The sequence below is a fragment of the Paucibacter sp. KBW04 genome, from assembly GCF_003852425.1.
Taxonomy (GTDB): domain Bacteria; phylum Pseudomonadota; class Gammaproteobacteria; order Burkholderiales; family Burkholderiaceae_C; genus Paucibacter_A.
Genome location: NZ_QAJN01000010.1, coordinates 282,295 through 293,575, shown reverse-complemented (window position 1 = coordinate 293,575; position 11,281 = coordinate 282,295). Strand labels below are relative to the sequence as shown.

Annotated in this window: 10 protein-coding genes; 6 read left to right on the top strand and 4 right to left on the bottom strand. The window is 65.1% G+C overall.

What is annotated here, in order from left to right:
* Positions 1–47: 47 nt before the first annotated feature.
* The 3 genes from DBR47_RS13320 (at position 48) to DBR47_RS13310 (ending at position 3,645) form a co-directional block, all read left to right on the top strand.
* Positions 48–1,727 carry a formate--tetrahydrofolate ligase gene (locus tag DBR47_RS13320; protein WP_124450774.1) on the top strand — a complete coding sequence of 560 codons (1,680 nt, stop codon included), beginning with the start codon at positions 48–50 and terminating at the stop codon, positions 1,725–1,727.
* A gap of 9 nt (positions 1,728–1,736) precedes the next feature.
* A complete protein-coding gene (locus DBR47_RS13315; RefSeq protein ID WP_124450772.1) occupies positions 1,737–3,026 on the top strand; it encodes an MFS transporter in 1,290 nt (429 codons plus the stop codon).
* 103 nt (positions 3,027–3,129) lie between these two features.
* Complete coding sequence (locus DBR47_RS13310; protein WP_231512293.1) at positions 3,130–3,645, top strand: hypothetical protein; 516 nt, start codon at positions 3,130–3,132, stop codon at positions 3,643–3,645.
* Between the two features lie 27 nt (positions 3,646–3,672).
* Here DBR47_RS13310 and DBR47_RS13305 read toward each other — a convergent pair whose 3' ends face one another.
* The 4 genes from DBR47_RS13305 to fumC form a co-directional block, all read right to left on the bottom strand.
* Entirely contained in the window at positions 3,673–4,608 is a 936-nt protein-coding gene (locus DBR47_RS13305; protein WP_124450770.1) for an acyltransferase family protein, read from the bottom strand.
* Between the two features lie 82 nt (positions 4,609–4,690).
* On the bottom strand, positions 4,691–6,241 hold the full coding sequence (locus tag DBR47_RS13300) for a cryptochrome/photolyase family protein (protein ID WP_124450768.1): 1,551 nt from the start codon (positions 6,239–6,241) through the stop codon (positions 4,691–4,693).
* Positions 6,238–6,438 carry a DUF2256 domain-containing protein gene (locus DBR47_RS13295; protein ID WP_124450766.1) on the bottom strand — a complete coding sequence of 67 codons (201 nt, stop codon included), beginning with the start codon at positions 6,436–6,438 and terminating at the stop codon, positions 6,238–6,240. Before DBR47_RS13295 ends, DBR47_RS13300 begins: the two co-directional genes overlap by 4 nt.
* A 141-nt stretch (positions 6,439–6,579) precedes the next feature.
* Positions 6,580–7,989, bottom strand: a complete 1,410-nt coding sequence (gene fumC, locus DBR47_RS13290) for a class II fumarate hydratase (RefSeq protein WP_124450764.1) — start codon at positions 7,987–7,989, stop codon at positions 6,580–6,582.
* 352 nt (positions 7,990–8,341) lie between these two features.
* Between fumC and dusA the strand changes: the two genes are divergently transcribed.
* From dusA to DBR47_RS13275, 3 genes are read left to right on the top strand one after another with little or no spacing between them, the layout of a single operon-like run.
* Positions 8,342–9,334, top strand: a complete 993-nt coding sequence (gene dusA, locus DBR47_RS13285) for a tRNA dihydrouridine(20/20a) synthase DusA (RefSeq protein WP_370454916.1) — start codon at positions 8,342–8,344, stop codon at positions 9,332–9,334.
* Positions 9,335–9,349: 15 nt separating this feature from the next.
* Entirely contained in the window at positions 9,350–9,940 is a 591-nt protein-coding gene (locus DBR47_RS13280) for a methylated-DNA--[protein]-cysteine S-methyltransferase (protein ID WP_124450760.1), read from the top strand.
* Positions 9,941–9,997: 57 nt separating this feature from the next.
* Entirely contained in the window at positions 9,998–11,278 is a 1,281-nt protein-coding gene (locus DBR47_RS13275; protein ID WP_124450758.1) for a DEAD/DEAH box helicase, read from the top strand.
* Positions 11,279–11,281 lie beyond the last annotated feature (3 nt).

Genomic DNA, 11,281 nt, shown 5'->3' with positions numbered 1-11,281 from the left:
TTTCGCCTTTTTTGTTTTCTGGTTCATACCCTCAAGGACCCGCCAAGATGCCCACCGACATCGAGATTGCCCAAGCCGCCACCCTGCAAAAAATCCTGCCTCTTGCGCATCAAAAACTGGGCTTGCCCGAGGATGCGCTCAGTCCCATCGGGCACTACAAGGCCAAGCTCAGCCTGGCCCAGGTCGAGGCCTTGCAAGGCGAGAAGAACGGGCATCTGGTGCTGGTCACCGCCATCTCGCCCACGCCACCCGGCGAGGGCAAGACCACCACCACGGTGGGCCTGGGTGACGCCCTCAATCACATCGGCAAAAAAGCCATCATCTGCCTGCGCGAGCCCTCGCTAGGCCCTTGCTTTGGCATGAAGGGCGGGGCGGCCGGCGGCGGCCATGCCCAGGTCGTGCCCATGGAGGACATCAACCTTCACTTCACCGGTGACTTCCACGCCATCGCCCTGGCCAACAATCTGCTGGCCGCCTTGATCGACAACCATATCCATCACGGCAACGCCTTGGGTCTGGATGTTCGCCGCATCACCTGGCGCCGGGTGGTGGACATGAATGACCGCGCCTTGCGCGACATCACCGTGGGCTTGGGCGGGCCCGCCAATGGCTATCCGCGTCAAGACGGCTTTGACATCGTGGTCGCTTCCGAGGTGATGGCGATTCTGTGCCTGGCCACCAGCATGGCCGATCTGCAGCGCCGCCTGGGCAATATCGTGGTGGGCTTCACCGCCACCAAGCAGCCGGTCACGGCCCGCGAGCTCAAGGCCGATGGCGCGATGACGGCCTTGCTGAAGGACGCGCTGGCGCCCAATCTGGTGCAGACCCTGGAGGGCAATCTGGCCTTCGTTCACGGCGGCCCCTTCGCCAATATCGCCCACGGTTGCAACTCGGTCATCGCCACGCAGACGGCCTTGAAGCTGGCCGACTATGTGGTCACCGAGGCCGGCTTTGGCGCTGACCTGGGCGCCGAGAAATTCATCGACATCAAATGCCGCAAGGCCGGGCTCAAGCCGGCTTGTGCCGTGCTCGTCGCCACCGTGCGCGCGCTCAAATTCCACGGCGGCGCCGATGCCAAGAAGCCCGGCTCCGATGGCATCCAGAGCCTGCACGAAGGCCTGGCCAATCTGCGCCGCCATGTGGAGAACATCCAGCAACATTACGCGCTGCCGGTGGTGGTCTCCATCAACCGCTTTGACAGCGACACGGCGGAAGAGATCGCCGTCATCCGCCAGGCCTGCGAGGCCCTGGGCGTGGCCTGCGTGCTGGCCACGCATTGGGCCGAGGGCGGGGCGGGCGCCGCTGAATTGGCGCGTCAGGTGGCGGCGCTGTGCGAGGCCAGCGCAGCCAAGCCGGCCGCCCAGCTCTATCCGGACGAGGCGTCCCTGGCCGACAAGATTCGCGCCGTGGCCAGCAAGATCTATCGCGCCGTCGATGTGCAGTTCGAGGCCAAGGCCCAGACCCAGCTGCAAGACTGGCAGGCCGCGGGCTGGGGTCATCTGCCGGTTTGCATCGCCAAGACGCCTTACTCCTTCAGCAGCGATCCCAGCCTGCGCGGCGCGGCCAGCGGCCATGTGCTCAAGGTGCGCGAGCTTCGCCTGGCGGCGGGCGCCGAGTTTGTGGTGGCCATCTGCGGCGAGATCATGACCATGCCGGGCCTGCCCAAGCAGCCCGCCGCCGAGCGCATCGCGGTGGACGCGCAAGGCCGCATCACCGGTCTGTTCTAAGCCCTCCCAATGATCAAGCGCCTGGATGCCAAGACCCGCAGCCTGGGCGATGCCTTTCGGGGCCTGCTGCTCAGCGAGGCCATGACCATCCTGGCCATGATGGTGGGTCATGTGGCCATGCCCTGGTGGATCGTCAGCCATGGGGGGGCGCCGCATCTGGCCTTGTACGGGGTCGTTGCCGCGCTCTCGGCGCTGTGCTTCACGCCCTTGCTCTCGCCCCTGGGCGATCGATTGCCCAAGCGCGAGCTGATTCGGCTGGGCCTGGGGCTGCAGCTCGTTCTGGCGCTATGCCTGGCCTTGTTGGTGAGCATCGAGGTCTATCACTTGCACTGGATCTTGTTGGTGAGCGTGCTGGGGGCCTTGGGCGGGGCCTTGATGGCGCCGGCCTCCATGAGCATTGCCGCCGAGCTGGTGCCTGCAGCCGAGCTGCCTCAGGCGCTGAGTTTGCAGCGCAGCGCGCAGAGCGTGGGCCGCATCCTGGGCCCGGCCCTGGCCGGCGCAGCGCTGAGCCTGGGGACGGGCTGGGCCATGTGGCTGCAATGTGGGCTGATCGCCGGGGCCATCTGGGCGGTGTCGGCCATTCCGGCCGCGCCTGTGGGCAGCCATGGCGCTTCGCGCAAGACATGGCTGGGTGATTTGAGCCAGGGTTTGCGCGCCGCCTGGCACATCCCGACCGAAAGAGGCTGGACCCTGGTGAGCTTGGTCAGCACCTGCTGCCTCTTGCCCGGCATCACGATGCTGGTGCCGTTGAAGATCAAGGCCATGGGCTTGTCCGGTGCCTGGCTGGGGGCGGCGGAGGCCGGTCTGGCCCTGGGCATGCTGCTCGGCGCTTTTGGGGTGGCGGCATGGGTCAGCAAACACATCGGTCGCTACGCCATACGGGTGGCGGCCACGGTCGCCCAAGGCCTGGGCCTGATGTTGGCGGGCTGGACGGAGCAGGGCCTCGTGCTGGTGGCGGCCCTGGCCCTGGTGGGCATGGCCAACTCCTGCGGGGTGCTGGTGGGGCAGTCGCACCGCATGCTGGCGATTCCGGCGGCGTTTCGCTCCCGGCTCAATGCGGTCAGCATGATGAGCTTGCAGATCGCCGCCAGCTTGGGCCCGGCCGCAACCGGCCTGGCCCTGAGCCAGTACTCGGTCAGCCAGGTCTATATGGGTGTTGGTTTGGCGGCGGCACTCAGCAGCCTGGGTTTCTTCTGGGTTCCGGGGCTGCGCGAAATGTTTGCGCAAGATCATGAACAGGTGCGAGGTTGGTACGGGCATCAACACCCGCATCTCTTCACCGACGCGGCCCAGCGCTGAGCGCCCCGTTTTCTCTGGCAAACTGAAGCCGCGCACCGGCTCCTGGGAGGAGTTTGTCGCCGCCATATTCGGCCATTGTTTGCTTCAAAGGAGATCCGGAACCATGCGTCTTTCCCCTTCAGTCTTGCTCTTGTCCACCTGCTCGCTCGTGCTGATCGCGGGCTGCGCCACACCGGAAGCGGGCGGGGCCAAACCTGGCACCGAGGCCCGTGTGACCGACGCCGTTACCGCGCCCTTGCAAGACTTGAATCTGGTCAAGACCAAGATCCCCGAGATACTCCAACATGCCCACGAGGCGCCTTATCGGCTGCCCGGTGACGGCGCTTGTGCCGCGCTGAACACCGAGCTGGCCGCGCTGGAGCAGGCCTTGGGCCCCGACATCGATTCGCCCGCACGCAAGGAGCAGCTGGACCTGCTGGCCAAGGGCGGTGCGGCCGCCGGTGATGCAGCCTTTGGTGCTCTGCGCAGTGCCAGCGAAAACCTGCTGCCCTTTCGCGGCTGGGTGCGCAAGCTGACCGGCGCCGAGCGGCATTCGGGCGAGGTGACGGCCGCCTTGGTGGCCGGGCAATCGCGCAGGGCGTTTCTGCGCGGTGTGCATCAGGGCAAAGCCTGCCCCTGAGTTCTTTTGAGCCAGTGCTGTTCCACGCTAGGCCGGCCGCGACTTGCCATGCCAGTCGCCCAGAAACAGCCGTCGCGTGAACGCCCAGCGGGACAGCAGCTGGTGCAGCAGCCAAGGGCCGAGCAGGGCACAGAGCATGAGCAGGCCCTGGTTGCTGATCAGATGCAAGTCATCCCGCAAGTACCTGAACAAGGCGGGGTGAACAAACATCAGGGTCATGGAGGCCCGGCCCAGGCTGGCCAGCACATCGAAGCGACCCAGCGTGAGGCTGCGCAGGCCGCATAACTGGCAGACCAGATGCACGGCGGCCAATGAAAATACCAGGCTCAGCAGCGGCCAGCCGTAGTCGCCTTGTTTCAGGTCCAGCGAGGGCAAGAGCCCGGCTGCGCTGAGCAGCAAACCCAGCAGCCCCAGGGCCGAAATCCAAAGCGACTGGGGTTCGCGCCCTTTGCAGCGATAGCCCATGCAAAAAAGCGGGAAGGCAAACAGCAGCACATCCAGCGCCCAAGGCAGCCCAAGGCCCTGGGGTAGAAAGTTGGCCACCAGCAAGCAGGCCAGGGCGGCCACGGCAAGACCGGCCTGCGTCCATTTTTGAATCAGCAGATTGGCTGTTTGCTGGGTCAAGAACAGAATCGGTACGAACCAGAACGTGCCCCAACTGCCCGTCAAGGCTCGGCCGCCGTAGGCCATTTTCCAGAGCTGCCAGTACTGCCCCTGCAGCAAGGCTGGCAGTGAGAACAGGAGCAGGAAAGAGGCGTAGGGCAGGAGCAGGTGCAAAGCCTTTTGCCGGGCATAGGCCAGCAGGGGCCGGGGGCTGAACAAATAGCCGCTGAGCACAAAGAACAAGGGCATGTGCCAGAGGTAGATGGCCCGCGTCGCTGGCCCTGGGCTCAAGACATGGCCGGCCACCACGCACACAATGCCCACGCCCTTGGCCTTGTCCACCCATTCCTTGTGCTGCATGCGGATCTCCTTGCGCCGAATGTAGCTTGACTTGTGCGAATAGCGGTTTGGACTGCCAGGGTCCTCGGGTCGACAGCGTGGCTCAGGTAGGCGCGCCCAACTCGTCGGCGCGGATGGCTTGAGCGCGCGCCTGAATCGCCTGCTGATCGGACGCGCTCAAACGTGCCAAGTTCTTCAGCTGCATCACCATGCGTGGGTTGGCGGCCAGGGAGGCGTGGTGACGCATCAGAAAGTCCCAGTACAGGGTGGTGTAGGGGCAGGCGTTCTCACCCAGGCGCTGCGCCGGGTCGTAGCGGCAGCTGGCGCAGGGGCCGCCCATGCGCTGGATGTATTTGCCGCTGGCCACATAGGGCTTGCTGGCCATCAGGCCGCCGTCGCCAAACTGACTCATGCCCAGGGTGTTGGGCAGTTCTACCCATTCCACCGCGTCCACATAGACGGCGAGGTACCAGGCATGGACCTGCTTGGGCTGCACGCCGAGCAAGAGGGCGAACAAGCCCGTCACCATCAGGCGCTGGATGTGGTGGGCATAGCCGTGGTTCAAGCTCTGTTGGATGGCTTCGCGCAGGCAGGCCATCTCAGTCTGCCCTGTCCAGTACCAGGCGGGTAAATCAAGCGTGGCGCCGAGTGCGTTTTGTTCGAGGTAGTGAGGCATCTGCGTCCAGTAGATCCCGCGCACATACTCGCGCCAACCCAGAATTTGCCGAATGAAACCCTCGGCGCTTTGCAAGGGCACAAGGCCGTCGCGGTAGGCGCGCTCGGCGCTGCTGACCACTTCGCGCGCGCTCAGCAGTTTGAGGTTGAGGGCGGCGGAGAGTTGCGAGTGGTAGAGCCAGGGCTCGCCCGGCCACATGGCGTCTTCGTAGCGGCCAAACAAGGGCAGGCGCTGTTCGATAAAGCACTGCAAGGCCTGCAAAGCTTGTTCGCGCGTCACCGGCCAGTCGAAGGACTCCAGCCGACCGGGGTGTTGGGCGAAGTGTTGATTGACCCAATCCATCACTTCACGGGTGATGGGGTCCGGCGCGAAGCTGAGGCGTGGTGGCAGCGGGCCGGGGCCCGCGGGGCCAAATGACTCGCGGTTCTCGTCGTCGAAGTTCCAGCGGCCGCCGAGAGGCTTGCCGTCCTGCATCAGAATTTGGTGGCGCTGACGCAGTTCTCGATAAAAGTACTCCAGCCGCAAGGGCTTGCGGCCCTTGGCGTGGGCCGCAAACTCACGCACCGTGGTGTAGAAGTGGCGATCGTCCTGGACCTCCAGCTTCAAACCTGCCTCGGCCACCACGGCCTTGAGCGCTCGCCAGACACGCCAGTCACCGGGCGCGGTCATCAGCACCTGTGTTGGGGCAAGCGCCTCGATGGCTGCCGCCAACTCGGCCGCCAGGCTGCCTCGGTTTTCAGGCTCGTCGATGCGGGTGTAGTGCAGGGGCCAACCGGCCGCTTGCAGCGTCTGCGCAAAATGGCGCATGGCCGAAAGAAAGAGTGCGCTGCGTTGCTTGCTAGACCACACATGCGTGCTTTCTTCGCGCACTTCGGCCATCCACACGGCGTCCTGTGTGGGGTCGAAGTCATCGAAGACCTGGGCCTGCAGATCGAGTTGGTCACCCAGGACGATGACGAGGCGGCGCAGCGAACTCATACGCCCGACGCCGCCGCCGGGCCGGCTTTGCGGCAACGCTCGGAGCAGTACTTCACCTGCGCCCAATCCCGTGCCCAGCGCTTGCGCCAACTCATGGGCCTGCAACAGGCAAGGCAGGGCTTGCTGGGCAGGTTTTGCTTATTGCCTCTGAAGGGGGCGGGGGAGCTTGCGGAGGTCGATGGGGGCTTGCTCTTCATGGCGATGCATTATTTCTTGTGAACCGCCTTGGCCGCTGCAAGCAGCCCCTCGCAAGGCCGCGGACCCAAGGCGAGCCGGCCCGAACCCGCCATCTGGCCGAGTCCGGGAAAGCGGCTGTTGAGGGCGCTGTGCCGCAGAGTCTAGCGATTAGGGCCCAGCATCTGACTCGGGTCGACCCAGGCGTCGAAGTCCGCGGCGCTGACCGTGCCCAGCTCCAGGGCCGCGGCGCGCAGGGTGCTGCCACTTTCATGCGCTCGCTTGGCGATGGCTGCCGCGCGGTCATAGCCAATATGGGGCACCAGGGCGGTCACCAGCATCAGCGATGACTGCATCAAGGCTTCGATACGCGCGGGATTCGCTTGCATGCCTTGCAGGCAATGACGATTGAAGCTACGCATCGCGTCGGCAAGCAGGCTCAGGCTGTCCAGGCAGTTCAGAATGATCAAGGGCTTGTAGACATTCAGCTCGAACTGGCCTTGCGAGGCGGCAAAGCCCAGGGCCGTGTCATGGCCCATCACCTGGGCGCACACCATGGTCAAGGCCTCCACCTGGGTCGGGTTGACCTTGCCCGGCATGATGGAGCTGCCGGGTTCATTGGCGGGCAGTTGCAACTCCCCCAGGCCGGCACGCGGGCCGCTGCCCATCAGGCGAATGTCGCAAGCAATTTTGCTCAGGGCGATGGCCAGCATCTTCAATCCGCTGTGCAGGCCGACCAAGGCCTCATGCCCCGCCATGGCGGCGAATAAATTGTCGGCCTGGCTCAGCGGCAGATCGAGTTCCTGGGCGAGCAGGGCCGTCGCCCTTGCGCCGAACTCGGCGTGGGTGTTCAGACCCGTTCCGACTGCCGTCCCGCCCAGGGCCAGGCGGTGCACGGCATGGAGTGAAAACTCGATCTGCTCGCGGCACAAATCCAGCTGCGCAGCAAAGCCGCCAAACTCTTGCCCCAGGGTGACCGGGGTGGCGTCCTGGCCATGGGTGCGGCCGATCTTGATCAGGTCGGCCCATGCCCGAGCCTTCTGCGAGCAGGCCTCGCGCAACTCCTGCAGTGCGGGCAGCAAGTCTTGTTTGCATTGCAGGGCCACGGCGAGGTGCATGGCGCTGGGGAACACATCGTTGGAGGATTGACCCAGATTGACATGGTCATTGGGGTGAACCGAGCGTTGCGAGCCCAGGCCGCCCCCCAGGGCCTGGGAGGCCAGGCTGGCCACGACCTCGTTGACATTCATATGGCTCTGCGTGCCCGAACCGGTTTGCCACACGGACAGGGGGAACTGCGCATCAAAGCCTGCTTTGGCGACTTCTCGCGCTGCCGCCGCGATCGCTTGGGCCTTGACCGGGTCCAGCAGACCCAAGTCGGCATTGACTCGGGCCGCAGCCCATTTGATCCAGGCCAGCGAATGGATCAGCGCCAAGGGCATGCGATGGCCATCGCCACTCGCTTGGCCGATCTTGAAAAACTCCAAACTCCGCGCGTTCTGGGCACCCCATAGCGCATCGCCGGGCACCTCCACCTCACCAAAGCTGTCTGTTTCGCGGCGTGTGCTACTCATAAGGGGCTCGCTTGTGTGAGTGGCTGGTGCCAGGCAGTGTGTCAGCCTTGGCGTTCGCCCTCAAGCGAAGGGTCTTGGCTTGGCCACTCTTATTCGCCTCATGGGCCTAACTGGGCTCGCGAGCCGAATGAATCCAAGTCTGAGAAAATGAGGGCGGCGCCTTGCTTGGACGCGGTGGCAGCAACTTTCGGCGCGGGGGGCGTTTCGCCTGCACCTTGGGTGGCAGATGGGGCGAACAGATACGGCCGGTAAGACTTTCAAAGTAGATTTGCGTAAAAACGAGAAGATGAAGAACGAAGTCAGTCAACAAATTAGCGAAACGTTCTCACCTTGGCGTTTGAGTGTTGCCCCCATGCTCGATTGGACAGACAAGCACTGTCGGACCTTCCATCGCCTGCTGACTCGCAGAACCCTGCTCTATACCGAGATGGTGACGACCGGGGCCTTGCTGCATGGTGACAAGCCTCGGCATCTGGATTTCAACGAGGTGGAGCACCCGGTCGCTTTGCAGCTGGGGGGCTCGGAGCCGGCCGATCTGGCGGCCTGCGCCAAGCTCGCGGAGCAATGGGGCTATGACGAGGTCAATCTCAATTGCGGCTGCCCCAGTGAGCGGGTGCAGCGCGGCGCGTTTGGCGCCTGTCTGATGGCCGAGCCTGGCCTGGTGGCCGATGGCGTCAAGGCCATGCGGGATGCGGTGAGCTTACCCGTCACGGTCAAGCACCGCATCGGCATCGACAAGATTGAAAGCTACGAATTCGTGCGGGACTTTGTGGGCCAGATCGCCGATGCCGGCTGCGAGGTCTTCATCGTTCATGCCCGTAACGCCTGGTTGCAAGGGCTCTCGCCCAAGGAGAATCGGGAGGTGCCGCCGCTGCGCTATGAGCTGGTGCACCAGCTCAAGCGCGAGTTCCCGCAGCTGACCATCGTGCTCAACGGTGGTATCAAGAGCGACGACGAAATTGCCGAGCAGCTCCAGCATGTGGACGGGGTGATGGTGGGCCGCCAGGCCTATCACGAGCCCTGGCAGATGGCGGGCTGGGACCAGCGCTTTTTCGGCCAGGCCGGGCCGGCGCAAAGCCGGGAACAGGTGGAGGCCGACTGGCTGCAGTATCTGGAGCAGCAGGTCGCCTCGGGCCGGCCCTGGACCCAGGCCATGCGCCATGCCCTGGGCTTGTGGAATGGCCAGGCGGGCTCGCGACGCTGGCGGCAGATTTGGTCCGACCACCAGTACAAGGCCATGGACGTGCGGGCGGTGGCTCAGCTGGCGAGCCAGTCGCGCAGCGGTATTGCGGCCCAGGTGGAGGCGCATGAGGCCAGGCACCAAGCCGAAGCCCATCTGAGTTAAGCGCCCTGATTCGCCATGAAGCGCAGCACCGAAGCGATCTACTTTCACTGCTACAGCACGGCCTTGGGCATGTGCGCGATTGCCTGGGGGCCGGGTGGCATATGCGGCTCCCAGCTGCCTGAAGAGAACGAAGGGGCGACGCGCGACCGCATGCGTGTGCGCTTCCCCTCGGCGCGTGAAAGCGATCAGTTGCCGGCGGACATCGAACATGCCATTCGCGGCGTGCGCCGCCTGCTGGCGGGCGAGACGGCGGATGCGGGCGAGTTGCTGAGCCTGGTGTTGGACGAGCGCGGCCTGGCCGAGTTTGATGCTCAGGTGCTGGCACTGACACGCCGCATCCCCGTGGGCCAGACCCTGAGCTATGGTGAGATCGCCAGCCGTTTGGGTCGGCCGGGTGCGGCCCGTGCGGTTGGCCGCGCCGAGGGGCACAACCCCTTCGCGCCCATCGTGCCTTGCCACCGAGTGCTGGCCGCCAAAGGTGGTTTCAACGCAGGGCAGGGCGGTTTCTCGGCCTTTGGCGGGGTGGCGACCAAGCAGCGCCTGCTGACGATTGAGGCCCGCGCCAGCGGCCAGGCGGTGGCCGAGCAGCAGGGCTTGTTCGACTGAAAACGCCGCCAGGGGCTGCCGGGGCCGTAAAATCGCCCCCTCACTTTTAGGCCTTGCATGTCATTCGCTACCCTGGGCCTGTCGCCCGCCTTGCTGCGCGCCGTGCGCGAACAGGGCTTTCACGCCCCCACCGCCATTCAAAGCGCCGCCATTCCGCTGATTCTTGAGGGGCGCGATGTGCTGGGCCTGGCCCAAACCGGTTCGGGCAAGACGGCGGCCTACACCTTGCCCCTGCTGCAAAACGTCTTGCGTCAACGCTTTGAGCAAAAAGCGCCGCAACGGCTGGCCTTGGCCCTGATTTTGGTGCCCACGCGCGAGCTGGCGGTGCAGGTGGGGGCGAGCCTGAACGACTTGGCCCGCGCCCTGGCCCAGCCCTTGAAGATTTCCGTCGCCTTTGGCGGCGTCTCCATCAACCCGCAGATGATGGCACTGCGCGGTGGCACCGATGTGGTGGTGGCCACGCCCGGCCGCCTGCTTGATTTGTTAGAGCACCGCGCCCTCAGCCTGGGCGCCATTGGCTGCCTAGTGCTGGACGAGGCCGACCGCCTGCTGGATCTGGGCTTTAGCGAGGAATTGCAAGCCTTGCTGGCCAAGCTGCCCGCGCGGCGGCAAAACCTGTTTTTCTCGGCCACCTTCCCGGCGGCGGTGGAAAGCTTGGCGGCGGGCTTGCTGCGCAATCCTGAGCGAGTTGAGATCGCGCCGGAGCCGCAGCGCACGGCCGCCATCGCCCAGCGCGCCCTGGTGGTGGACGAGAGCCGCCGCACGCCACTGCTGCGCCATCTGCTGGAGCAGGAGGGCTGGTCCCGCGTGCTGGTGTTTGTGGCAACCAAATACGCCACCGAGCATGTGTCCGACAAGCTCTGGAAGGCCGGCATCAAGGCCGCGGCCCTGCATGGCGAGTTGAGCCAGGGCGGCCGCACCCGAGTGTTGGACGCACTGAAGAACTCCGAGGTGCAGGTGCTGGTGGCCACCGATGTGGCGGCGCGCGGCCTGGATATCCCCGATCTGCCCGTGGTGCTGAACTACGATCTGCCGCGCTCGGCCACGGACTACACCCACCGCATCGGCCGCACCGGCCGCGCCGGTGAGTCGGGCCTGGCAGTCAGCTTTATCAGCGGCCATCTGAGCAATGGCGAGGCGCATTTCCGCCTGATCGAAAAGCGCCAGGGCCAGCGCGTGGCGCGCGAGCAGATCGCTGGCTTCGAGCCCAGTAGCGTGGCCTTGGCCGAAGCCGCGGCCAAGGGCAATGGCGGTGTGAAGGGCCGGCGCAAGAGCAAGAAAGACAAGCTGCGCGAGGCGGCAGCAGCCGCCGCCGTGGCCCAAGCCTCCGGCCAATAAGCC

Coding starts and splice junctions, on each gene's coding strand:
- dusA (WP_370454916.1), top strand. CDS start 8,342: ATGCTCGATTGGACAGACAAGCACTGTCGGACCTTCCATCGCCTGCTG.
- fumC (WP_124450764.1), bottom strand. CDS start 7,989: ATGAGTAGCACACGCCGCGAAACAGACAGCTTTGGTGAGGTGGAGGTG.
- DBR47_RS13300 (WP_124450768.1), bottom strand. CDS start 6,241: ATGAGTTCGCTGCGCCGCCTCGTCATCGTCCTGGGTGACCAACTCGAT.
- DBR47_RS13305 (WP_124450770.1), bottom strand. CDS start 4,608: ATGCAGCACAAGGAATGGGTGGACAAGGCCAAGGGCGTGGGCATTGTG.
- DBR47_RS13320 (WP_124450774.1), top strand. CDS start 48: ATGCCCACCGACATCGAGATTGCCCAAGCCGCCACCCTGCAAAAAATC.
- DBR47_RS13310 (WP_231512293.1), top strand. CDS start 3,130: ATGCGTCTTTCCCCTTCAGTCTTGCTCTTGTCCACCTGCTCGCTCGTG.
- DBR47_RS13275 (WP_124450758.1), top strand. CDS start 9,998: ATGTCATTCGCTACCCTGGGCCTGTCGCCCGCCTTGCTGCGCGCCGTG.
- DBR47_RS13315 (WP_124450772.1), top strand. CDS start 1,737: ATGATCAAGCGCCTGGATGCCAAGACCCGCAGCCTGGGCGATGCCTTT.
- DBR47_RS13295 (WP_124450766.1), bottom strand. CDS start 6,438: ATGAAGAGCAAGCCCCCATCGACCTCCGCAAGCTCCCCCGCCCCCTTC.
- DBR47_RS13280 (WP_124450760.1), top strand. CDS start 9,350: ATGAAGCGCAGCACCGAAGCGATCTACTTTCACTGCTACAGCACGGCC.